The organism is Terriglobia bacterium, assembly GCA_020072645.1.
In the GTDB taxonomy this organism is placed as follows: Bacteria; Acidobacteriota; Terriglobia; order Terriglobales; family Acidobacteriaceae; genus Angelobacter.
Map to the genome: position 1 here is coordinate 86,233 of JAIQGK010000014.1, position 24,541 is coordinate 110,773.

Genomic DNA, 24,541 nt, shown 5'->3' on the forward strand with positions numbered 1-24,541 from the left:
TTGCTAATTGCGATGTTTTCCAGTCAAATGAGGAGCTATACAAGCTTTCATTCAATGCCTAAGACCGCCAATAGACGATGGCTCTGCGCGTTTTTGTTTTTCTGTGCGGCGGTCGCTTCAGCCGCGTCGCAAGAGATGCCTTCCCTTCCCGCTGCTGCCACAGAATTTGTCCAACTGATCCAGTCGCGCGCGGGATCGCCCTCGGCCGTTGCTGTAACTTTCCAGAATCTGTCTTCGCTGTCACCAGAACGATTGGAAGCCTTGCAGAATGCAATTTTCAACTCCTTCCGTAACGCCAAAGTCAGGGTAGTGAAACCGGAACAGGCAGTGGCGGAAGTGCACATAACTTTTTCTGAAGACTGGCAAGGCTATCTTTTGATCGCAAGCGTACAGCAGGGATCGAGCAGCCAGACGGTAATTAAGAAATTACCGCGCGCGCAGCAGGCACAGTCAGCGCACGCCACCACGCTCACCATCCGCAAAATATCAGTATGGCAGCAGGAAACGCCGATCCTGGACTTTTATCAGGACAGCCAAAACCTGCTGGTACTCGAGCCGAGCCAGGTTGCGGTGTATTCAATGGATTCAGGCCAATGGCGTCCGCGGCAGACGCTGGGAATCCCACACCAGAACCCGTGGCCGCGCGATTTGCGCGGACAGCTGGAAGTACACAGCGGAGAGATCAATGTTTTTCTTCCGGAAACGCGTTGCAGCGGAAAGATTTCGCCTCCGTCGCTCGATTGCCGCGCCAGCGACGATCCCTGGCCAATCGGCGAAGGCTTGGTTGCCTTTTTTAGTCCGCGAAGGAATTTCTTTAACGGTCTGTTGGCAGGCCCAAGTGCCGGAGCATCGGTGACGGCATTTTTTTCCGGAGCAACATGGCAGAGCGGCGATCAGCATGTTTGGCTTTTCACCGGGACGGACGGGCACACACGGCTTTTTCAAAATGACCTGAACACACCGGCAGCAACTTTCAATGGCTGGGGAAGCACGCTGGCTCCGGTGCATTCAGTTTGCGGTTCGGGCTGGCAAGTGCTGACGAGTTCGCCAGCAGACACTACACGCCCGGATAGCGTTCAGGCGGTGGAGATTTCCGGTCGTGAAGCTTTGCCGGTGAGCGCGCCGGTGGATTTAGCTGGCACGGTGGAAGCATTGTGGACAGCGGGAAATTACGGGCAGGTAGTGAACGGAGTGTTACATTCGCAGGCAGGAAAGTATGAAGCGTTTACTCTTACAGTTATTTGCAACCAGTAGCTTCTTGCTGCTGGCAGCTGGCGCGTATGGCGGATCGCGTCCGCGCTACGGCGGAACTGTGCGCATTCTACTTCATGATCGCGTGCTCTCTATTGATCCATTGGGCGACGAGGACCGTCCCGCAGCGCGTGATCGCATGGCTGCGCTGGCGTTTGAGAACCTGACACAAGTCGATGCGCAGGGGCGTTTGCGTTCGGGGCTTGCGTTGTCCTGGCATGCCGACCAGTCCAAACGAGCATGGCAATTTCGGCTACGGCTGGCGAATTTCCATGACGGCACAGTTCTGACAGCGGCTGATGTTGCAGCGAGCCTGGCGAAGAGTAATCCGGCGTGGAAATACTCCGCGGTTGACAAGCAAACCGTGTCGATAGAAACGCCCTATGCCATCCAGCAAATGCCGGAGTTGCTGGCGCTGCCGCGCTATGCAATCGTGAAACGCCAGGGCGACGGCAGCAATCCACCAATCCTGATAGGCACAGGAAGTTACAAGCTCAATCAGTGGCAAGCCGGCGAACACGCGCAGTTCACCGCGAATGAGGATTACTGGGGCGGACGCCCTTTTGCCGATGCCATTGAATTTCAGATGGGCGCAAGTCTTCGTGACCAGCTCATGGACCGCCAGCTTGGCCTTTTTGCGGCGACCGAGTTGAGCGTGGACCAGATCCGCAACGTGGAGCAGAACAACCAGACTGTAACTCTCTCACGTCCGGCTGATCTGCTGGCGTTGGTTTTTCTTCAGCCGGACTCCGGCGGAAGGCCGGGTAGGAAGCCCGTGGATGCGCGCGTGCGCCAGGCGCTTGGATTGACAATCAATCGCGCGGCCATCAGCAATGTAATCTTTCAGCGCAAGGCAACTCCCGCTTCCGGGCTGTTGCCGCAGTGGCTTACGGGATATGAATTTATGTTTAATGGCGCAGCAGATATCAATCGCGCAAAAGAGTTGCGCTCGGACGCGGCGGCCTTTGTTGTGATCAGTCCGATTGCGCTCGCGTATGATTTTGCGGATCCGCTGGCTCGGTTGGCGGCGGAACGCATTGCGGTTGACGCGCGTGAAGCCGGCATCATCGTTCAGCCCTATGCTGAATCCCATCTCTACAGCAAAGCGGCGCGAGCTTCAATGAATGCGGATGCCGTTTTGTTACGCGTGCCGCTGCAATCGCTCGATCCATCGGTTGCACTGGCGGCGCGCATAGACGATCTGGGAATCGCCCAGGAAAATACTGCGGCAATACTTGGCGCGACGCGCCCGGAAGACCTGCTGGAGATCGAACGCAAATTGCTGGAGACGAATCGCGTGTTGCCGGTGGCGCATGTCCCACAGGTGCTTTGGCTCAGCAGCGCGGCGCACAACTGGCAACAAGAATTGAATGGTGCGTGGAGCCTTGACCAGCTTTGGATGGAAGGAGCGCGCTAAGCATTGTCCTTAAAGACCAAGCTGCTTCTTCTGGTGACGATCAGCATTACCGCCAGCGTAGGCGCGGTGGCGTGGCTGATTGAAGAGCGCGCGCACGAAGCTTTCCGCCAGGTGGAGCAGGAGCGCACGTCGGCTCTGGTGAACCAGTTCCGACGCGAATTTGAGCATGCGGGCGACGAGATAACGCACGGCGTGGATTCAATTGCGGGTTCTGACGCGATGCAGCGCACGTTGACAGAGCTGGCCAACGGCGGAGAATACGCAAACTACGTGAATGAAGCTGCGTCTAACGCGGCGGTGCAGCGGCTGGATTTTCTTGACCTGATCGCGCCCGACGGCGCGATTATTTCTTCAGCGCACTGGCCCGCGCGCTTTGGATACAAGCAGCGCTGGTTTCTCGATCTTCCCTCGCCCTTGCCGCGCCAGGCTTTTCTAAAACATGTTGAAACTCCGCAAGGCAGCGTGCTGGCCATGCTCTGCTTTCGCGTTGTGCCGGTCCACGGCTTGAACTATTACCTGATCGGCGGGCGCAAGCTCGATACGGTTGTGCAATCACTCTCTCCGCCGGAAGGTTTGCGCGTGGCCATCTTCAGCGTGCCGGAGCAGGGATCGGGAGAAATAATTGGTCCGGGCAAAGAGACTTTTAATGCAACCAGGATAATGGCGCTCATCCAGAAAGTTCTGGACAAACATGCTGAGGACTCTGTCACCGTCGATCTGGGGCAGGCTCAGGGGAATGAGGAGATTGTGCATGCGATTCCCCTTCCCGGCTATACCGATCGCGTTCCGGCTGTGCTGCTCGTCGGCAACTCGCTGGAGCAGGAGCTACTACTGGAAAAGCGCATTCGCAACATCAGCCTGATCATTGCCGGAGTGGGCGTTTTTATCGGGGTGGTCGTCAGCGGGATTGTGACGGCGCGATTCAGCCGGCCTATCAAGACGCTGGCGCAGGCGGCAACGGAAATCGGCCATGGCAATTGGGACGTGCGCGTGGAAACCTCCGGGAAGGATGAGATCGGCAAGCTTGCCGTGGCGTTCAACCAAATGACGCAAGAACTGATGGGACAGCGCGAGCGCCTGGTGCAGAGTGAACGCGTTGCGGCATGGCGTGAGCTGGCACGACGACTGGCCCATGAGCTGAAGAACCCGCTCTTCCCTTTGCAGATTACGGTGGAGAACCTGCTGCGCGCGCGGCAAAACACTCCGCAGGAGTTTGATGAAGTATTTCAGGAAAGCACCGCGACCCTGCTGGCGGAAATCGCCAACCTGAAAACCATCATCGGGCGCTTCAGCGATTTTTCCAAGATGCCCGCGCCGCAGTTGCAGGCGGTCGACTTGAATGAATTAATCCGCAGCATAGCGCAACTGTTTCAGGGCCAGCTCAATCGCGATCCTGGGCGCATTCAACCGCAATTGCAACTGGGCGACGTGCCGCGGGTAAGCGCCGATCCGGTATTGCTTCGTCGAGTGATAGAAAATCTTGTGCTGAACGCGATTGACGCCATGCCGCAAGGCGGCACATTAATTTTCCGCACGATGACCAACTCTGACGATCGGTTTGCGATTTTTGAACTGGCCGATACCGGCGCGGGATTGACGGCAGAAGAGTGCGAACGCCTGTTCACTCCTTATTACACAACCAAGCAGCATGGCACGGGCCTGGGATTGGCGATTGCGCAATCGGTCATCAGCGATCATCACGGGCGAATCACGGTAAGCAGCAAAAAGGAACAGGGGACGACGTTTCATGTGGAGCTGCCGGTGTGGGCAGGTGCGGGCGGCGGCAGGAATGTGAGTGCTTCATGAGCGTTTTTTCTGAAATCCCGACCCTGAGCTTGCCGAAGGGGAGGGAACCCTATTGCCCAGAAGGCTCTGTAGGACTGTGAGCCCGACAGCGCCAAAGTCTATACGAAGGTTCCAGCGGTGCTACTTTGTCTATATTCTGGCGAGCCTCACTGGGACACTGTATGTTGGTCTTACCGATCACATGAGGAAGCATATGATTCAGCATAAGTCCGGGACATTTGATGGCTTTACCAAGAAATATGGAATCGACCGACTTATGTACTTTGAAACTTATACCGAGTCAAAGATTGCTGCCGATCGTGAACAGCAGATGAAGAAGTATGGACGGGAGAAGAAGATTGCTCTTTTTTCTGGGAGTAATCCCGACTGGAAGGATTTAACCTCGGAGCTGTTTCAAAGTATAGGGATCTCTCGCTACGCTCGAGATTTCAGAAAAAAGACCATCGGCGATCACGAAATACCCAAGGACCATGAGAGCTAACCTTTTTATCGTCGATGATGACGCCAACACGCTGGCATCGCTTTCACGCGCCTTCCGGCTGGCGGGACATGAGGCCACGGTGTGTGACAATCCGATCAAAGCGCTGGAGATGATCAAAGCGGAAAAGTATGACGTGATCTTTTCTGACGTTGTGATGCCCGCGATGAACGGCCTTGAGCTACTCGAGAAGATCAAAGCCGCGGGCATAGCCACGCCAGTGGTGATGATGTCGGGCCAGGCGCACATTGAAATGGCGGTAAAGGCCACGCGACTGGGCGCGCTCGACTTCCTGGAAAAACCGATTTCCACGGACAAGCTTTTGCTTACGGTGCAGAACGCGTTGCATCTGGAACGATTGAAACAGGAAAACCAGCAACTGCGGCAGCAACTGGGCAGCGGCGGCATTGTGTTTACAGGCGAAAAGATGCGCAAGCTGATGGCGCAGGTGGAGCGCGTAGCCGCCAGCGAGACGCGCGTCTGCATCTTCGGCGAGACCGGCACAGGCAAAGAACTGATCGCGCGAACGATCCACGACAAGAGCCCGCGCCACGCTGGACCGTACGTCACGCTGAACTGCGCGGCGGTACCGGCAGAACTGATTGAGTCTGAGCTGTTCGGACATGAGAAAGGATCTTTCACCGGAGCGGCGTCGCGACACATCGGCAAGTTTGAGCAGGCCACGGACGGAACGCTGTTTCTTGATGAAATCGGCGACATGCCGCTGGCCATGCAAGCCAAACTGCTGCGCGTGCTGGAGCAGGGCGAAGTGGAACGCATTGGCGGAGACAAGCCGACAAAGGTGAATGTGCGCGTGGTGGTGGCTACGCATCGGCAACTGGAAGAGCAAGTGAAGCAGGGAAATTTTCGGCAGGACCTGTTTCATCGCATTTTTGTTTTCCCCATTGTGCTGCCGCCGCTGCGGGAGCGTCCGGAAGATATTCCCGCGCTGGCGGCGCATTTTGCCGCGCAAATTGTGAAACAAAATAACTGGAAGGAAATCACGTTCAGCCCGGAGGCGTTGCAGGCCCTGCAGGCGCATTCATGGCCGGGGAACATCCGCGAGTTACGCAATGTGGTGGAGCGTCTGTTGCTGTTTGCTGAAGGCGATACCGTAACGCCCGCCACGGTGCAGGCCGCGCTGCCATCGCAGGCCGTGGGCGGTGGAGGAGTGGCTTTCTCCGGGACCGGCACCCTGGCTGAACGCGTGGAGCAGGTAGAACGGCAAATGATCCTGGAAGAGATCAAGCGCCACAACCAGAACATCACGAATACGGCGAAAGCGCTGGGCCTGGAACGCAGCCATCTTTATAAGAAGTGCCAGCAGATGGGGATTGATTTGAAAGAGATACGCAAGGAATAACTGCTCAGGATTTAACCACAAAGGACACGAAGGAACACAAAGGTTGTTGGGGTTATCCGGAAATGCTGGTTCCTAATCGAGATTGGCAAGGCGGGCGAGCGTGTGCGAAACTTGAACGCGGGGCCTGTAGCTCAACGGTTAGAGCAGCAGACTCATAATCTGTTGGTTGTAGGTTCGAATCCTACCGGGCCCACCAGTCTCTAAATTAATCGAATTATCGTTAGAGAGGTCCTTCGCGCTTCGCGCTCAGGATTTCGCCTCGCGGCTCAGACGCCGTGAAACCGGCTCAAGTTCGTTGCCCTATTCCGGCAGGACTCTGCCTAAGAATTCTCCTAACACATGCGCAAAGGCCCGAGGATTGTCCCCTTGCACCGTGTGGCCGGCCTCGCCGACTTGCGCGTAATGTCCATCACGAAATTCATTGGCCAGCTTTTGTGCGTCCTCGCTGGTGAAGACGTCGCTCAAACTGCCCTGCACGATGAGCGTGGGACAGTTGATCCGCGCAGCTTGCCGGAAGCGTTCCTCCAGCTGCTTTCGCTCCGCTTCCCGGTTTCTGTTGCCGTGCCACATCCGGAGATCAGTTTTCCTCGTCCATTTGCCGCTGGCGTTCTGGCGAAAATTGTGCAGCAGGCTGCGCCGCAAAAGCCGGGGATCACGACGAGGGTTGAACTCAATGGCTTTCTGAATCACCTCGTCCAGTGAATCCAACTCCGCGGTTTGCGATACAAAGTCAAAAATTCTCCTCGCGCCTTTTGCCAGCATGCTGGGTCCGGCATCCACCAGCACCAGCGCGGCAAGCCGGTGGCTGTGGTGAAAGGCATAGTTAAAGGCATTGAATCCACCCATCGAGTGGCCCACCAGGACAAAACGATCAAGGCCCAGTTGATCAACGAAGGCTTCAATATCTCCACGGTGAGCATCACCGCTATAATCACCGTCCTCAGCCCACGCGCTTTCACCATGCCCGCGCTGGTCCATTGCGTGGCAATGATACTGCTGCCGCAGCGCCAGGCACACAACGTCCCAGGTATGTGCATTGAGAGCGGCGCCGTGGAGAAAGACAATGGGCAGGCAACCGGAGGTGCCCCAATCCAGATAATGGATTTGCATTTGCGGTGTTGTAATTTCACGCGTCTGGGGTAAGACGACCTCCACCTCAATGCCTGAGATTTTGGCGGCCAGGACCAGATGTTCCAACTCTTCTGCTGGTTCCATCGCCGGCTTCCGTGTTTGCTGGACCTTGTTCACCTGCCCCCGGTTACTTTATAAAGCTTTTGGAGCGGACTCCATGGCTCTCCAAATATACATCGGAAATAAGTAGCCTTATCTGCGTGAACGCCACTAAATTCAACAATTAGCAAATAGCAATCAGCCAAAAGCGAAGGCTAGTTGCGAACAGGTCGCGACTTTGTGGCTGAGCCACTGCACATGCCATACTGTCCGCGATGGCAGTTTGGCTTCCAATATTTCCGGCAGCGCATACAGCAGAGCTCAGGCACTGAATCGGGAGCAGATCTTCAATCTGTGTTCGAAAAAATACGGATGTTCTTTGATCGACCGATTGCTTTGTAACTGGCTGCCACTTCACCCAGGCTTATGCTTTTCTGCGGCGATTGCGCGCCAACAAAAGATGATGGTCCCAGATCAACGGGCCTAATTTCTTCCTGCGTTTCCTCCTGCGGGTTCTGCACCGCGGCGGCCGATCCAGGAACGCTCGCTACCGGGGCGTTTTGGTCAACCGGTGTCACAGGATAGGTCGCGGTCACCACGCCCTCTGGACTTTCAACGTAACTGCTGGCGCCCGCCCTTCCCTGGTTGGAAATTCCGGCCGTGGGCATCGGCGTGGCAAAACCTGTCAGGGGCGTTGCCGGCGCTCCGGTTCCCGGCGCGAGAATCGGCTGACGCTGGCCATACTCGACCGTGTTCCCAACGACAATCTTGACGTCCTGTCCCATGAAAACTTGAGGAAGGAATGCGCAAAACACAAGAAGAGTGAAAAGCGACTGTTTCATAATGACTCCAAGCCGGCCAGAGACGCAGTCAATATCGGAGCATGTTTTGCAATTCGCCCCTGACCTACACCTATGATTATTTTCAAGCCGTGCGACGGTACCAATCTGTGACACGCGTCACTATGTGGAAAAAGCCGCGCTAAGGATTTCATTTCATGGGTCAGACGTCGTAAAACGGCGAGAGCTGAAGGCACGATTTTTACCGCAAAGGACGCAGAGGCCGCAAAGGAGTTCGGGAAATATGCCCTGAGGCCGCTTCTTGCCCATCACACCCGCACCTCTTTCTACACGTTAAGTTCCGCTCTTCTGCTTTCCTCTGGCGTCCCTGAACCAGTTTTTCAGCCGCTGCGGTGGGACTCCGAGCCAGTAAGCCAGGCGCAGAGAATATATAAGGAGCGCGGTGCGAAACACGCCGTGTTCGATATAACGGCGACCGGAGACCGTGACCGGCGTCCTTAAGACCCGGAACTTCCCTGCCTGCTTGATACGCCGCACAAGTTCCACATCCTCAAACAGTGGCCATTCAGGCGCGCCGCCGATGGAATCAAACACGGACTTGCGGACAAAGATCCCCTGGTCTCCGGTGGCAGAGTTGCGGAAACGCGCGCGAACGTTAATGCCCCAGGCCACAAGGCGCAGAGATCGCGGATGCGACTCGGCAAAGCGAACATAGAAAGCGCCGCCGGCAAGTTGCGGGTCAGCCAACGCAGCTTGAAGAGCGTCAATCGCGAGCTGGGAAATGACGCAGTCAGCATGAAGAATGAGCAGCGTAATATCTGGAGGGGCTAACGCAGACGCGGTTGCGGCGGTCGTGGAAATTCCGGCAGCGTCTGGAACATCGAAAGCCGCAGCGGCACCCACGTTGATCTGTGGGCCTTTGCCGCGGATGGAGCGCACCAGCACGATATCCGGCTGGTCCTGAAGCCAGGGCACAGTGCCGTCGGTGCTGCCACCATCGGACACAATAATTTCCGAGATGCCGTGGCAGGCGCGCAAGGCAGCGATGGTCGCGGGAATTGAGCCGCGTTCATTCAGAACGGGGATGACCACGGAGAGTTTCATTTCGACGGCATCTTGCCCCAAAAAAACAATTCTTACCACTGATGAACACTGATCACACTGATAAGAAAAAGCCAGTTTGTCAGTAGATCCATGCGTGGAGCATTGTTTGATCAGTGTTTATCAGTGTAAATCAGTGGTAGGGCTTATTTTTGTTGCGACATGCGGCGCAGCAGTTCAGCGGTCTTCGGCGCGGCGGCAGGATCGCCGGCAAGCTGGCGGCGGAGGCGTTCAAGATCATCATGGCTATCAATATCGAACCAGGGATTGATGAGCACGGTCTTCATGCCGAACTGTTCCAGCTTGTGCGTGGTGGCGGCCAGCGTGGTGGAATGGCTCCACTGGATTCCTTCCAGCACGCCCACGGGACAATCCTTGAGGCCGATGAGGTAGAAACCGCCGTCAGAGGAAGGACCAAGCACGGCGTCAGCGTTTTGCAAAGCGTGGCGCGCAGTTTGAAGATAAGCCGGGGGAAGGCCGGGACTGTCCGCGCCAATAGCCAGCACAATGGGCTTGCGCTTGAGGGCCAGACGCAGCACTTTTTCCAGACGGTCGCCCAGGTCGCCTTCAGACTGCAGCCAGACTTCTTCCGGCTTGAAGTAAGGACGGTCAAAAGTTTTGGTGGCGGCAATAATGCATTCCGCCCACGAGACCGTGCGGACCATGGCGACCGTGTCTTCAAGAAACGCTTCCGCCAGTTCCGCCGCGCGTTCCGGACCAAGCTCCGGAATGAGCCGGGTCTTCACCGATCCGGGGATTGGCGGTTTAGCGAAAATGCAGACGATGGCTTCCGGCATGCGATCGGTTTCCTGTGGAGCAAGATTATGGCTGGCTTTCGCGCCGACAAAAGCAACTTATTGTTTCATGCCGCTGGCGGCGTCGGGGCCCATTTCTTCGCGCAACGCTTTTTTTGCGATGCGGCCCAGCCACCATACCAGAACTACGATGGCCGCCAGTCCGCCCCATAGTAAGAGACGCCCGGCGATGCCGGAGTTGGGCCGTCCGCGCAGCAGATCAGAGATATCGTTCATGATGGAGCCGAGATAAACATAGAGAACGGTGGCGGGAAACATGCCGATCCACGAGGCCAGCATGTAATCCCGCAGGCGGATGCTGGTGAGCCCGAGCGCATAGTTCAGGATGTTAAAGGGTAACACCGGTTGCAGGCGAAGCAGAACCACAGCCTTGAATCCGTTCTTTTCAATGGCGCGATCAATGGCCGCGGCCTGCGGATATTTTTTGAGACGGCGCGTGACCCAGCCCCGCGCAACATAACGCGCGATAAGAAATGCCAGCGTGGCTCCGGCAACGCTGGCCGGCGACACGACTAGCGTGCCGATGATTGCGCCATAGAGAAAGCCCGCGCCGAGTGTGAGTGGCAGTCCGGGGAAGAAGAGCGCAGTGCCGGCGATATAGAAGACGGCGTAGATCGCGCCTCCGGCTGCGCCCATGGCCTTGGCCCAGTGGATGAAGTCGACCATCCATTGCAGGAATGGCAGCGCGTTGGCGAGCAAAATCATCTGGCTATCATCTCAGATGCGGGCCTGGAATGGACATTGGAAAGACTGGAGCAATTTGTGCGGCAAGTTTGCGTTATTCAATCCAGAGGTCGCCCCATTCCGCTTTGCGGGCGCGTTTGTAAGCTTCTTTGCTGGAACGCGTAATCGTGCGGTTTTCGATTTTGCCTTCCGCAGTACAGAGCGCAAGCTTGACGTGTCCACTGTGCTTGCCGGGATGGCGCACGATGCGCGCTCCTGTGGATGGCTCGGCGCTTTTGGCCGCAACGAGATAAGAAAATTTCTCGTCTTCATAGCCCAGCGCGCCGCCTTTCAATTGCCGATGCTGCGATGTGCGTTCCACGCGTTGGGAAAAATGGCACCAGTCTCCTGCGGCGGCCATGGGACATGCGAAATGATGCGGACACGGAGCAAGGAGAGCAACCGCATTCGCAATCAAGGCAGATCGCGCCGCGTTGATGGCGGCAAAACCACGTCGCGTTCCCGGCTCAATGAGCACGAGAAACTTGCTCGCACATTTCCATGCCTTGTTGAGCACGGCTTCTGCGGCGGCTTGCGGCAGTTCGCCCAAGGTATAAGAGATCACCACCAAGTCATGCTTTTCGCAAGAAAGGCCAGAGCGCAAGTCCTGCTTCAGCCATTGCGCCTGCTGGACAATTGTCAACTCGCTTTGCTCGGCCAGACGCTTGCCAACTGTAATCCAGCCAGCGTCGGATTCAATCAACGTAGCTTGCTGAAGCTGCGAAAACTGTTCTGCGGCGGCGAACAGAGCTGTGCCCGGCCCAGCGCCGAGATCAAGCAGGCTAACAATTTCCTGGTTTGTAGCGCGCAATTTGATTTCAGCAAACACGCGCTGGATAGCGGCATACGTTGCGGGAAATCGCACCGCAAGATAAGCGGAGCGATGCGCTTCAGAGGCAACGGCAGGACTGGAAAAATCGGCGGCCTTATAGTGTTCGGTAAGTTGCGCCGTCGCCAGCGTCAGCTTGCGGCGATCTACTTTATCAGTCTCCCGCTGAATAGCGTCCTGCAACTCGGCGGAAAGGCGCATCGGGTGAGTGAGGCCTCAATCCTTGTACTTTACGGAGCAGCCGTAAGGACGCGTTGCCGCTTCCGCCACCGGCTTTCCGCCCATCGCCTGTTCAAGCGCCACAGAAACATAGTTTTTGGCGCTAGCGATATCGCCCTGGTCAGAGGTAGGATGATCGTCAATGGCGCCGTTGTAAATCAGTGTTCCGTTAGGATCGATGATGAACATGTGCGGCGTTGTTTTTGCGGCATAGAGATGGCCGAGAGATCCGCCGGGATCCATCAGCACGGCGGTAGGAGCGGCGTTCATTGTCTTGAGATAATTATTTTCCTGCGACGGCGTGACAAAGCCCTGGGTTCCGGGAGCGGAGGAAATTACCGTGAGCCAGACGACGCCTTTGGCCGTCCATTCTTTTTGCAGGTGTTGCATATTGCCGCTTTCATAATGCTTCTTCGTATAAGGGCAGCCCTGGTTGTGCCACTCCAGCACCACAAATTTGCCCTTGTAGTCAGAGAGGCGCTGCTGCTTGCCATTGCTGTCCACGGCGGTAAAGCCGGGCGCGGGATCGCCGACTTTGACGGCGAAAGCCGACGCCGCGAGCGCCGGCAGAGCGCAGGCCCACAATATAAAACCACGCCGAAAGTTCATTGCGCTCTCCTTTATGAGTGCCATAGGCAACTATTGTATCGGCTGGCGCACAGGCGCTTCAATCTGGTAAGAAGGGCCGCCGGGAATCACCAGTACGCCGCGAAGAGCTGTGATCGGTTTAACAAGCAGATCGGATTTCTTTAACGTGATCCTGACACCGGAAGGTATGGGCTGAAGTTTTTGCGGGGCAGGATTATCGATTTGCCCCGGATCAAGCGGAAAGAATTCTGGTTTGGTGATGCGCTTGCCGACGCGGATCGTCAGGGAGAAATCATCTTTGCCCGACGTGACGCTTGCATTCCACCCTGATGGGAGCGGTTGCGGAATGAGTTTGTCAGTCTTTGCAAAAAGCTGTGCATGTTGCAGGTCCAGGTCGGTGGTTGTCGACACGGGTAAGGTCAGATGCAGGTTGGCATGCTCGGGAATGCACACTTCGCGGCAGATGAGCCATTTGGCTTCGGCAGCGAATTCCGCTGAGCGGTCGCTGATCGCAGATGGCGCGTGAATTGTAACCGGGAGCAAGACCTCGTTGTCATAGCCGTAATCAACCAATTCTTTGCTCGGCTGCAAATGCTCGGGACGCGGCCACTGCATTTCTCCCGCGCTGAAGCCGGAAGGCAACTGCCATTTGAAAGAAGGCGGCTGGCCTGAATCACCAGGATTGATCCAGTAGATGTGCCAGCCTTTTTCCAGGATGAAATGTGCCCCCAGTTGCAAGTCAGAGCCGGGCTTCACCGATGATTGCCGCGACAGCAGTTCCACGTGCGCGTGCTGAGTTGCAGACTGAGAAAAAATCGCTGTGGAGGCCGCAAGCACAATGGCCAGCCCTGCGGCGCGGCGTATTTCCAGAACGAATGCCATGAGTAATTTTACGGAGAAAAAGCAAACTGCGAGACTAGCGCCTTTCCTAAATAATAAAAAAGCGCCGGCTTTTGGACCGGCGCTCTGCGAATCAAGGTTAAAGGTTTCAGACTACGGCAGTACGTACCGGATGCTCAGGTAGCCCATACCAAGGTGCGCATTTTTGGGCGCTCCGATAGGCACAAACCAAGGTGCGCGCGTCAGGTAAGAGGCTTGCGTGACCATCAGCACCGCGCCGTATTGCGGGTTCTTCCAGAAAGTCTGGGTCCACTCGATCGAACCCTCCTGGATAGCGCGGTTGGCGCTGTTGGGCGAATTCAGTCCACCAAAACCCGCAATGCGGTTCGGCACTGGATTGGTGACGTCCACGAATGAATTGCGTCCGAAGTAGAATCCACCATAGTAGAAACCGAACTGGCTCTTACCCGCAGTGGTTTCCGCGCCCACAATCACGCTGCCGGAGTGCACCAGCGAGAGGTCGGCATTAAATGCGCCCGGGCCGGTCGCGATCGGGAACACCACCGCGTCTGGGCCGGATCCAATCATGTAACGGCCGATTCCGCTGCCCCACATGCCGTGCGCGACCAGGTGGAAGTTTTTGTTGAACCCAAAATTGACACCGCCCAGCACGCCGCCGCCAACCTTGCTGTGGCTGTTGAAGTCTGTTCCGCCCACCGGCAATACAGTAATTTTTTTCGAGGTAACTATGCCGCCCGCTTCAAAGTGGATGTGGCTGGTATCATAGGCAAACTTGGTCAGAATGTCCGGGAATGCATTGGGCGTCCCATTGTTGTTGTTGGCATCAAATTGCGGGCCCAACTGCGCGTTGAAGGCGAACGGGAAGATCACTTCGCCGGCACCGACGTACTGCTGCGGGTTCTGCATTTCAACGCCCCATTGGAAATTGTCATTCGCGTGCCATACTGCGCGGAACAGTCCGGCGCGCGAATAAGGAACGCCCACGTGAACGTTTGCGTCCTCGCCAAGAGTCAGCATCAGATCAGCCGGATTAGGAGACAATCCCTTGCGGTTCGGCGTCTCCAAACCCCAGGATTGGCCAGCCAGGAACTCCCAGCTCCCACGCTTCAGGTCCAGCCAGTACAGACGAATGCGATTGGTATGCGGATTTGACGTCACGAAAACGTTGGCCGGATCGTTGCCGTTGAAATCGCCTTCAAGATAGCCGGTTACGTTGTTGGCGCCGTATTTGCCGGTGACCTTCAAGTTGTACCGCGAATACTGGCCGGTAACGCGGAATTCCGTGAGATGCCCCTGCACCGTGTTGCTGTACGGAATGGCGCCGAAGGTGGTGGAGCTTGAACCAGTGGTATTGGTGGAACGGAAAATGTTTTCAAAATCCACGAATCCGCCGGGCGTGAACTCCGTGCCGCCGATACGGAATGAAAGCGGAGATTCTTTGGGCTTCTCGGTTTCCTGTACCACAGTTGTTGCAGGCGCAGGCGTTGCCATATGCAATGACGCGTCAGCTACGTGCGGCGTGCCTGAGGTTTTGTCCTGCAATTGTTGTTGCAGCGTCTGTATCTGCTGTTGTTGTTGAGAAATTTGCTGTTGCTGCTGGCTGATAGCTTCGCGCAATGCTTTCAGCTCATCTGCAACTGACCCAGTCCCGGCAGAGCCGCTATTGGCTGCGGTTGCCTGGCCCATTGCCAGCCCAGAGGCCAGCACCACGAAACACATCTTCTCTAGCAATCTCATTGAGCTTATTCTCCTCTGCTTCTTCGTCGTTGTCGGCCCATCAAGGTGATAATACGGTCCCCTGCTCTCGCAACTCAGGAACCAAAATTGTGGCTGAAACTCGCGTGTCAATTTCACACCATAATTGCTTACTTGTACATACTTATGTACAAGGAAATACAACACCTTGGGCATTGGCCCTTCCAAATTTGGAAGAAAACCGAGTCACAAATCTTAAACTTAGTAGATAACGCTGCTCAGGCGGGAAAAACTGCGGTTCGGACGAGGACAGGACCGAACCGCGCAAAATTCATTGTTTGTTAATCTATCTTGCGGCCCGGGTCGCCTCCCGGCCACCGGGAATGTCGCTAAATGAGATTGCATTTGCCACATTGGGATAGGGCTCTCCCCCTAGTTCAACATAAGGGAAAATCAAGTAATTCACGCGATCGCCATGCTGCGCCGGGCTTAGTTGCACGTCGCGTCCCACGCTGAACTGCACGCGATTTACGTCGTGCGCGCCGAAGAAATAGTCCTTCTTCTCCTGGTGCTTCCAGGCTTCAGAAATATCCACCGGAAACCAGCCGCGGTCGCGAGTATAAAACTCCGCCCAACAGTGGTAGCCGACAATCTGCCCAGCCGTCTGGTTCTCCGGCAATGAAAGTCCCATTTCAAAGCGAGCGGGAATCTTCTGCGAGCGCGCCATGGAGATAAAGACCGAATGAAAATCCGTGCAGTTACCATGTTTGGCGTCGCAGGCCCAGAGCGTATCGCCTCGCCCCCACCCGGTGCCCGTCTTGTCATATTTCATGGTGGAGAAGGTGTAATCGTAGAACGCGCGGCCTTTATCCAGATCAGACATGCCCGGCTTTATCTGGGCGGCGGCGAGTTCGGCAGGCTTGCCGGTGATAGGAACCAGTTTGTCTGCCTGCAAAAAGCGTTGCAGGTCTTTATCCGATGCAGGTTGCTTGAGCGAGACAGCCGCCAGATGCTCCAGCCGCACCACATCGTACTTAACGGTGAAGTGATACTCGGGCTGGGTGGCTTTGTCCGTGTGGGCATAAAACATTTTGTTGCCATACTCATGCTCGGTTGTTTCCTTGAGCGCGAGATCGCCGCTCCTGGAAAGCACCTTCACCTGCTGGAACTGGTCAGATTGGGCCACGGGGAACCAGACATCGAGCGGCTTGCCGGGATCGGTGATGCGGACGGTGAAAGAATAGTTGAGCTCAAAGTGGCGCGACTTGGTTTGAGCAAAGGCAAAAACAGCGCACAACAGGAAAAACGAGACCGCAGAAATTCTGCGCGGCATGGGATGCTTCCTTTCGGCTTATTTCAGAGATTGACGAGTAAAGAACGTCCGACCGGAGGTTTGGTGGACGCGCCGTCAAGTGAAGCCGTGGAAGAAGCTGAGCATTGCGGAAAGGATTGTACACCGCGAAAAGGCAGATGGCAAAGGAGCCTTTACGGCTGAAGACGCAGAGGAAGACAGCTTGAGAGCCAAGGGAGGAAGCAGGCAATGCGATAAAAACAAACCGCAGGAGCCCATGCTTTTAGCGTCAGCCGCGGTTCGAGATCGCGACTTGAGCCTATTGCGGAAGCCCCTGCGGTTCCTTACTTCACTTACCTCAATGGACCGTTATGGTTATCGACGCTGTATGTATCACGGCAAACGTCCCCGCAGCCAGATCCTCCATGATGATCTGGTGCGTGCCCGCCGCCAGAGTGTACGTTTGGTCAATCGCTGAGCCATTGTTGATGCCCAGCCTCACACCGGTTGTGTTGTCCCACACCTGCATTTGTGCGATCTGCGTGGACGCTTCGGTGGCGAATCCGGTCACCTGCACAGGCCCGGTAATGCTTGCGTTGTTCGCGGGTGCAGTAATGTGCACTCCGTCGGCGAAAACCGTTATGGTCACGCTCGATGTGTGGATTACCGCAAACGTCCCGGAAGCCAAATCTTCCACAATGATCTGGTGTGTGCCCGGCGCCAACGTGTAAGTCTGGTCAATGGTTGAGCCGTTATTGATTCCCAGCCTTACACCGGTTGTGTTATCCCAGACCTGCATCTGCGCAATCGTAGTGCCGGTTTCAGTGGCTGAAGCCGTCACTCGAACAGAAGTACTCTGGTTGGAGTTGTTGGCCGGCGCGGAAATGGTGACGCCTCCGGTTGCATTCATAGTAAGACCCGCAGTTGTAGTGTGAACCACTCCTCCGCTGCTGCCGCTAATCGCAAGCGTGTATGTTCCCCCTGGAGTTGATGAGAGCGTGCTAACCGTGAGGGACGACGTGCTCCCTGCGGCTACCGAAGCGGGGCTGAAGGTTGCTGAAGCGCCAGAAGGTAATCCACCGCTTACGCTGAGGGCCGTGCTTCCGCTGAAACCATTCAACGCTGAGACAGAGATCGTATAACTAGTGCTAGACCCAGCATTTACTGTTTGCGAAGCTGGAGTTGCGGAGACGGCAAAATCTTGCACAACCAAATTGACCGGGATGTTGTGGTTCAAGTTTCCGTTAATCCCAGTAAGAGTTATGGTATAGCTTCCAGCAGGGGTAGCGGCCGATGTGCAAGCCGTATACACAGAAGAACCCGTTCCGTTGATTGAGAGTGGACTGAAGCTCGCGGTGACTCCGGTGGGCAACGGGCTTTGGCTTAATGCTACAGTGCCGGTAAACCCAAAAAGAGCTGCGGTCGATATTGTGTAACTGGTGCAATTTCCAGGAAGAACCGCTTGCGAACTCGGAGATGCCGAAATCGAAAAATCTGGAGGCGGATTAACTATAAGCGTGACAGTGAGATTGCGGGTGTCAATCGAACTGCTGGCCGGGATGTCGAGCGTATAGGTTCCTGCCGGCGTATTCGAGGTTGTGAGCGTGAGAACTGTGGAGCCAGGAGTATTTGTCAAGCTAGCAGGGCTAAACGTCGCGCTTGCTCCTGGTGGAAGTCCCGTCACCGGGCCGAAGCTGACACCACTGGTAAATCCATCAACTGACGTGGTGGAAATGGTATAGGTCGTACTAGCCGTTTGGTTGACTGTGCTTGAATTCGGCGATGCCGACAGGTTGAATGTCGGCGACTCGATGAATGCAAACATGAACGTCCCGTAGACGCTGTCCTGATACAGTTGAATTCCTGTCGGCCCCTGATATCCGGCAGACGGCCCGACAAGGGTCATACTGGCAGATTGGGCTGTGCTGGCATTGGTAGTTAGTTTGCTTTTGTCAACCCACGTCATGGTTTCGGAGCTTACAACTGAGGGCTGAAGAAAAATCTTTGGGAAGTTGGTAGTCAGCGTGAACTTAACTTCGTGAGTGGTTGTGCCTGTCTGGCTTTGAGCCGACTCGGACGTGTACGTGAGCGGAACAGTCACTGAACTGGGATTTCCTCCACTGGCCGCCGGTTCATAATTCAGGGTTTGGCCGGGCACCAATACAAAACGTGTGGGATCTATATTTGCGGAACCATTAGAAAATGGATCAAGCGCCAGAATATTTTGAAAATCGGTGGCATCAAGCCCCTGATTGGGCCCCGCCCAAGCCCGCGCTAAACGGTCCGCGGTACCAGGGGGCATCGTTGAGGGGTTCTTTAGCCAAGTCATATAAATGGGCCCCACTATCTCCGGCTGTCCCACTGGGTCGTTTGGATCGAAAATATACCCTGACCACCGTAAGGCATTGGGCAAGCCGTTGGGGGCAACCTGCTGCACAATGATCGCAGGGTTAAGCCACAGGTAGACCCAGTCAAAATCATGGTCGATACCATCGAAAGGCGGTGCGAGGCCAGAGGTGTCCACTCCTGGAATTGAAATACTCAGTCCCGCCCCCTTACTGATGGTTACTGTATTGGAGGTATCCTTCTCCTGGGTGACAGCACTCGATGCGCCGATCTTGAATCCAAAATCGTCACTTCCGGCGCCTAAGGTTATTTCAATACTCGACTTGTCACTAAATGAATTGTCAATCTCGGTGCTTGTACCGGCATTTGTAGTCGTGCCGTAAGTAACGGAGCTTTTTGATCCTGGCTGAGCATAACCAAGAGCCAATACCACATATCTGGGGTTGATGGTTGCGCCACCGTCTGCGCCGCCCGTCATAGTGGGCCCGCTTGGCGTCAATGTGAATGAGGGCTGAGTAAAGGATGGGGTGAATTGTCCCGTGTTGGGATCCGTACAACCGGCGTTGCTGAAGACTGAGCTTGCAGCGATGGAGTAATTGGTTATTGAACCAACAGTCCGGGAATTGAGAATGATGTTCGGATTAGCATTTGTGGCGGTTACTAGTGGAGAACTCGCATTGATGTCGCTTACCAGGACCGCAATCACTGTTCCCACGCTAGTTTGCCCAGCTTCAGTCGGGCCATAAAGGATTGTGTGCGTGTCATTTCCATTAATCGTAATTGTGACGGAACCTTCGTCGAAAACAAAGCCGTCATTCTGGCAGTTTTCAGCTGACTGATCAAATCCTGCTACTTGTATTGATCCTGTCGATCCCGTTGCAGGTGGAATGGTGGGACCGGCCTGCTGGGCGAAGCTAGTAAGAGAACTCAATGCGACAAAGACAATGGCCCAAGCCTTGAGCATCTTGGTTGTCGCTTGCAAAGGCCTGGGAACGGCCCTCGATAATCTGGGCGCCCACTTTGGCGCAAACTGTTTGATGAAATTATGGAAGCGGTAAAACGTGGATATTGATGGGAACCACACCTGTTGGTGTTTCAAAGAGACCCCAGACTGCTGGAACTGTCCAGCTACTTAGATTAGCAGCAGCCGAACAATAGAATTAAGTAAAGCTATCGTCAATAATGGGAATTACCTATTTATATCGTTTGACGAAGTTTCATAATAGGATCTGCATTACAGTTGCCCGTTATTTAGTTTTTGTTTAGATATATTATTTGTGAAGTTTGAGTTATAGTTCAGAACGCGCAGGCCATTCTGTATAACGAGAAGAGGATTGAAATCTATTCCGCCTTCGCCACAAACTCTGCCGTCTCCACCTTCCCTGCACACTTTACCTGCACAAAGATTCGATAGTCACCCGGCTTAGGAAAGCCGTAAGGAAAAGAAACTTCTGCCGAAGGCTCGGCATGCTCCATGTTTGTCATATCTTCTTTTGCGCTACCGCCTTCAGCCAGGTTCACCGCGGCCATGGAAACCGAACCTGCGGGATGGACATGAGCGAAAACATTGCCATCTGTGCTTAGGAAAACCGCGTGCGCCGCCATGCCCATGTAGGGTTCAAGATCGGTGGCCGGCTTGCCATCTTTATCTTCCACGCGAAAACGGAACCAGTAAGGCTGGTTGGCTTTAAAAGGACGGTCTTTGAAAGAAATATCTTTGGATGAAAGATCATCGCGCTCCCACACCATGCGATAGCCGCCGGAAAGCTGCGCAACTTTGTCAGCGGGAGCCAGATCAAGTTCTCCGGCATTGTCGCCAGTCAGCGCCTCTCCCGTGATGGCCGGTAGATTCACCGTGGCAACCTGTGTTTCCGGAAAGCCGGTGTGATGAACGATATCGGCATAAAGCTTATATTGACCTTCCGGCATGATGGGCAGCTTCACGGCGAAGTCGCCGGGCTGGGTCTGGTCAGGATGCAGGTGCCAGAAGGTCTTCATATCCGGCATGCGCACAATGAAAAGATGCATGAGATGGCCGTGGTCAGGAATGAGATCATCCAGAAGGATGCGATCCGGCTGCTCCGTGCGGAAGCGCGTTGGCTCAGCTTCGTTGGGGTTATCAAGATGCAAGCGCAGCAAGCTGCCAGCCGTAAGCGAAGTCGTCATGTTGGGAAGCCGATAATTCAGGCGATTGTTAGCGCTCGCTTCACTTCCCCACCACAGATTACCCAGGATGAATGCCGCCAGCACAATTGCCGTGGCAACGGCCAGGCCGATGCGTCCACGGCGCGTTTGCGCGGGCGCAGGCGTTTCTCCGCCTTTTAATGCTGCATCGCGCGTGGCCGCGAAGATGATGCCAATAAAGCCGGCCGCCAATGCCAACCCCAGAAACGCCAGCAGGATTCCCAAACCTGTCTGCATCCCTTGTGAACTGGTAGAGACCGCAGGCAGAGGCACGTCGAGCTGCGCGACGCCTTTTTGTCCCGTGACCTCGATCTGTACTTTCCAGGAGCCGCGCACCATGATCCATAAGCTGCCGGTAAAAAGTTGGGGATCATCTTTCGAGCGCTTGGCAGGATCAGGCAGTGGCGCCATCTTTGCGCCCACGCCGATCATCCGCAACGGCAGGATCTTTATTTCACTTACATCGCTGGAAACGGTGCGAATCTGCACCTGCGCGACACCCGGCACAACGGCGGGCGGGCGGATTGTCACCAATAGATGGTATGGCCCAGCGTAGCCGTCAAAGTAAACGTCGGGGCTGTTCACGTGGGCAGTCCCGGCCAGCGGCAACAGCAAAATAAAAATGAATGGAATGAATTTCTTCATAGACTCCTGAAATCGACCCGCGGTATTGCCAGCGGTGCCAAAATTGCCAAACAATCCAAATTGAAAATCATCCGGTTCCGAGCTTTTCACTCTGGATTCTTTGGCCATCCCGGCGATTTTGGCAATTCAGATCTCCCGATCTTCCCTACCGCCTCACTCTTTTCAGCCAATTGCCCCAGTAAATTCCGAGCCACATGCTGACCACGGAGAACAGAAATCCCAGGCCTATGTTGCGCCAGAACTCAGCGGGCGTCCGTTCCCAGGTAACAAAGACGTGGTTGACCGTGGGCGAGGTCGGCAGCGCGAAGTAAGGAAAATCAGTGGTGGAAAAGAACCTGTTCCGCGCCATGGATGACATCAAAAACGTCGCAAAGGGCCATTCCGCAGCAATCAGAATCGCCAGAAAAGCCACGCCGCCAAGAATAGCGTACTGCCATTTGGGCGCGTCTTTGAACAGAGGCAAAAGCAGATCGAGAAAGAACGCGGGAACGATCAGCAGGAGCGGAAATGGAAGCGGCACCATATGCGTAATGTCCTGATAGACTGGCCCGAGCTTGGGATGCGCGGGAAAGAGCGGTAGCACCCACATAAGAATCAAGACAAAAGCCGAGTAAATCCCGGTCATGATGGTGCGCGCCCAGCGATGTGCGGTGACGCGCGCCAGTCCTTCCAGCAAGAGCAGTGTGCCAATTCCGATCACCATGTAGGAAATGGCGCTGTGCAACAGAACGCGGTTCGTGTATTCCAGCTTGAGCGTCATGGTCTGGATCACGATAAAGCCGCCCATCAACAACACAACTCGCTGCAGCTTGAGGCGCTGCTCGCCATCCGCGCGGTTGAGGTAGGAGGCGCCAAGAATCGCGCCGCCCCACATGATTCCGGCAATGCCCAGCGCCAGCAGCATGTGCGGCGGGCTGATGATCTTCACGTCCAGCCCGTAAGCTTCATGCCACCAGTTGTCGAATGGTGCCGAGGTGAGCATCGCCCCGCCGCCCCAGGCCGCGATAAAAGCTCCCAGCGGCGCGCGAAAGCCGAGGACGTTCACGGAGTTTCGACGCTCTTCTGTATCGCCACCAAAGGTCGTCCGCATGATCACCCAGGCGGAGCCGAACGCGCCCAGCACCGCCCCAAACTGGATCAGCAGATGGGCCGGAGTCCAGAAGCTGTCACGGCCAATGGTTTCATGCCAGGAAATGTCCCAGTAAAGCCCTGTGGAAATACACATGGATGCAATCACGTTGGCCCAGACCAGCCACGGGACGGCCTCCACGCGGGACGAGATGGTTGGCGTGCTTATGCTCGACGTAGCAGTAATGGTGCTCATGGACGCGCCCCTTCAGCGAAGATCATGCGCTGTTAAGAAGTGGATACAGGATACACTGAATGGCCATTCAGTCTAAAGGGGGGTGAATGCAGCATTGTCAAAACCCGAAGACGACAAAATTTGGATAGCAAGGCCAAGTCTTAATCGGTTAAGATATCGGACAAATGCTCGCTCCAGAGCTGCCGAGGACCCCCGGATCTTGCCGAGGATTTTTTCCAGCATGACCCATGGCGGCCGAGGCGGGGGGAAAAGCCAATGATGTCACCGCGTTTGATCTCTTTCGTCTTCTTAACCATATCTACAGCCCTGGCGGGCCAGGATTCGTCTTCGCCAGTAGCGCTTTCCACACGCTCCGCATCTACGCCGGCGATTGCTTTGACGGTTGCCAGAAATACGCCTCTGCAAATCGTACTTGACCGTGAGGTGCGGATCAGGAAAGCCGGACAGCCGGTCCACGGCCGTTTGGTGCAGCCAGTCTATGCCTTTGACCGGCTGGTGGTGCCGGCAGGTACAGAAGTTGACGGCCACATCACAAGGGTTGGGGCCATCTCAAGAAAAAAGAGGGCGCTCGGCATCCTAAATGCCGACTTTACGCCCGAGCGCAAGGTTGAAGTTGAATTCGATCACTTCGTGATGGCGGAAGGCCGAACGATCCCGTTCAAGGCTGTAGTCACTCCGGGGTCGGGCCAGGTAATGCAGTTGGTAAGCACCAGCAACGACAAGAAGAACTCAGCCAAGGACTCAGTGTCAGAAAAAATCGACCAGGCAAAACAGGAGGCGCGGCGGCAATGGCAGCAAGCCATCCAACAGATCAAGGAACCGGGCAAAGTGCACCGGTTGGAGCGATATGCGATCAGCCAGCTCCCGGCCCGCCCACAGTATTTAGACGCCGGAACCAGTTATTTTGCTGAATTGCAGGAACCGCTGGAATTTGGCAGCGAGCCGTTCACGCCGCAGATGGCCGCTTCAATCGGGACCGAAATCCCACAAGGCAGCTTGATCCACGCTTTGCTCATCACGCCGCTTGATTCGGCCACTACGCAGAAAGGCGCTGAGGTGGAAGCGGTCATGTCTCAACCTTTGTTTGACGGCGACCGGCTAATCCTGCCCGAAGGCAGCCGGATCAAAGGCGTGGTGCTGCAAGTGCGGCCCGCCGCCCGCCTGCATCACAACGGGCAGCTTCGGATTGCGTTTCGCCAGATTGTCCCGCCTGATGGAGTCGCGCAGAAGATAGTGGCCAGCGTGGAAAATGTCCAGGCCGGCAAGGATGCTCATGTAAAACTTGATCCGGAAGGCGGCGCGGAGGCTTCCACTCCCAAGACCAGGTATCTCTCAACCGGCCTTTCGCTCGCCCTGGCTGCCACGTCGTTCCATCAAGACGAAGATGCGAACGATGCCGGGCAATCACAGCATGGCGTTGGTGGCGGCGCGGCCGGGTTCAAGCTGGTAGGCATCGCTCTTGGTCTGGTCGTGAAGTCTCAGGCCTTTGGCATGGCAATGGGGGCCTTTGGCGCCAGCCGGTCAGTCTACGTGCATTTCATCGCCCGGGGCCAGAATGTGGTGTTTCCACAAAACACTCTCATGGAGATAGGAATTGGCACGCACGGAAAAACCGTTCTTCAACCGTAAGGTTGA

Annotated in this window: 19 protein-coding genes and 1 tRNA gene; 7 read left to right on the plus strand and 13 right to left on the minus strand. The window is 55.6% G+C overall.

Translation table 11 applies throughout. The features are described from left to right. The first annotated feature begins 54 nt into the window (after positions 1-54). The 6 genes from LAO76_20825 to LAO76_20850 all read left to right on the plus strand — a co-directional run bounded on the left by LAO76_20825 (position 55) and on the right by LAO76_20850 (position 6,511). The gene (locus LAO76_20825) at positions 55-1,254 is read left to right on the plus strand and encodes a hypothetical protein (GenBank protein ID MBZ5493369.1); all 1,200 of its coding nucleotides are present in this window, start codon (positions 55-57) and stop codon (positions 1,252-1,254) included. Continuing rightward, on the plus strand, positions 1,217-2,668 hold the full coding sequence (locus tag LAO76_20830) for a hypothetical protein (protein ID MBZ5493370.1): 1,452 nt from the start codon (positions 1,217-1,219) through the stop codon (positions 2,666-2,668). The genes LAO76_20825 and LAO76_20830 overlap by 38 nt, the downstream gene beginning before the upstream one ends. Before the next feature lie 3 nt (positions 2,669-2,671). Continuing rightward, complete coding sequence (locus tag LAO76_20835) at positions 2,672-4,474, plus strand: HAMP domain-containing protein (protein ID MBZ5493371.1); 1,803 nt, start codon at positions 2,672-2,674, stop codon at positions 4,472-4,474. A gap of 76 nt (positions 4,475-4,550) precedes the next feature. Continuing rightward, the gene (locus LAO76_20840) at positions 4,551-4,955 is read left to right on the plus strand and encodes a GIY-YIG nuclease family protein (protein MBZ5493372.1); all 405 of its coding nucleotides are present in this window, start codon (positions 4,551-4,553) and stop codon (positions 4,953-4,955) included. Further along, on the plus strand, positions 4,945-6,315 hold the full coding sequence (locus tag LAO76_20845; GenBank protein ID MBZ5493373.1) for a sigma-54 dependent transcriptional regulator: 1,371 nt from the start codon (positions 4,945-4,947) through the stop codon (positions 6,313-6,315). Before LAO76_20840 ends, LAO76_20845 begins: the two co-directional genes overlap by 11 nt. A 120-nt stretch (positions 6,316-6,435) precedes the next feature. Next, positions 6,436-6,511: transfer RNA gene (locus tag LAO76_20850), tRNA-Ile, on the plus strand. Between the two features lie 104 nt (positions 6,512-6,615). On the opposite strand, the gene LAO76_20855 is transcribed toward LAO76_20850, so the two are convergent. The 13 genes from LAO76_20855 to LAO76_20915 all read right to left on the minus strand — a co-directional run bounded on the left by LAO76_20855 (position 6,616) and on the right by LAO76_20915 (position 22,906). Further along, positions 6,616-7,530 carry an alpha/beta hydrolase gene (locus LAO76_20855; protein ID MBZ5493374.1) on the minus strand — a complete coding sequence of 305 codons (915 nt, stop codon included), beginning with the start codon at positions 7,528-7,530 and terminating at the stop codon, positions 6,616-6,618. A 302-nt stretch (positions 7,531-7,832) separates the two neighbouring features. Next, the gene (locus LAO76_20860; protein ID MBZ5493375.1) at positions 7,833-8,327 is read right to left on the minus strand and encodes a hypothetical protein; all 495 of its coding nucleotides are present in this window, start codon (positions 8,325-8,327) and stop codon (positions 7,833-7,835) included. 291 nt (positions 8,328-8,618) lie between these two features. Then, positions 8,619-9,389, minus strand: coding sequence for a glycosyltransferase family 2 protein (locus LAO76_20865; protein MBZ5493376.1), 771 nt, complete (start codon positions 9,387-9,389; stop codon positions 8,619-8,621). A 143-nt stretch (positions 9,390-9,532) separates the two neighbouring features. Beyond that, the gene (locus LAO76_20870; GenBank protein ID MBZ5493377.1) at positions 9,533-10,183 is read right to left on the minus strand and encodes a TIGR04282 family arsenosugar biosynthesis glycosyltransferase; all 651 of its coding nucleotides are present in this window, start codon (positions 10,181-10,183) and stop codon (positions 9,533-9,535) included. 57 nt (positions 10,184-10,240) lie between these two features. Continuing rightward, positions 10,241-10,906, minus strand: a complete 666-nt coding sequence (locus LAO76_20875; GenBank protein ID MBZ5493378.1) for a TVP38/TMEM64 family protein — start codon at positions 10,904-10,906, stop codon at positions 10,241-10,243. Positions 10,907-10,979: 73 nt separating this feature from the next. Beyond that, positions 10,980-11,954 carry a small ribosomal subunit Rsm22 family protein gene (locus tag LAO76_20880; protein ID MBZ5493379.1) on the minus strand — a complete coding sequence of 325 codons (975 nt, stop codon included), beginning with the start codon at positions 11,952-11,954 and terminating at the stop codon, positions 10,980-10,982. 15 nt (positions 11,955-11,969) lie between these two features. Then, positions 11,970-12,581, minus strand: a complete 612-nt coding sequence (locus LAO76_20885) for a redoxin domain-containing protein (protein ID MBZ5493380.1) — start codon at positions 12,579-12,581, stop codon at positions 11,970-11,972. Positions 12,582-12,611: 30 nt separating this feature from the next. Then, complete coding sequence (locus LAO76_20890; protein ID MBZ5493381.1) at positions 12,612-13,442, minus strand: hypothetical protein; 831 nt, start codon at positions 13,440-13,442, stop codon at positions 12,612-12,614. Between the two features lie 111 nt (positions 13,443-13,553). Further along, entirely contained in the window at positions 13,554-15,158 is a 1,605-nt protein-coding gene (locus tag LAO76_20895) for a hypothetical protein (protein ID MBZ5493382.1), read from the minus strand. A gap of 304 nt (positions 15,159-15,462) precedes the next feature. Further along, the gene (locus tag LAO76_20900) at positions 15,463-16,449 is read right to left on the minus strand and encodes a transglutaminase-like domain-containing protein (GenBank protein ID MBZ5493383.1); all 987 of its coding nucleotides are present in this window, start codon (positions 16,447-16,449) and stop codon (positions 15,463-15,465) included. A 316-nt stretch (positions 16,450-16,765) separates the two neighbouring features. Beyond that, positions 16,766-19,717 (minus strand): hypothetical protein, encoded by a 2,952-nt coding sequence (locus LAO76_20905; protein MBZ5493384.1) that lies wholly within the window; start codon positions 19,715-19,717, stop codon positions 16,766-16,768. Between the two features lie 377 nt (positions 19,718-20,094). Beyond that, entirely contained in the window at positions 20,095-21,582 is a 1,488-nt protein-coding gene (locus tag LAO76_20910) for a hypothetical protein (GenBank protein ID MBZ5493385.1), read from the minus strand. Positions 21,583-21,727: 145 nt separating this feature from the next. After that, complete coding sequence (locus LAO76_20915; protein ID MBZ5493386.1) at positions 21,728-22,906, minus strand: hypothetical protein; 1,179 nt, start codon at positions 22,904-22,906, stop codon at positions 21,728-21,730. Positions 22,907-23,161: 255 nt separating this feature from the next. Here LAO76_20915 and LAO76_20920 point away from each other — a divergent pair, with 255 nt between their 5' ends. Beyond that, positions 23,162-24,535: a hypothetical protein gene (locus LAO76_20920; GenBank protein ID MBZ5493387.1), complete on the plus strand. Its 1,374-nt coding sequence runs from the start codon at positions 23,162-23,164 to the stop codon at positions 24,533-24,535. Positions 24,536-24,541 lie beyond the last annotated feature (6 nt).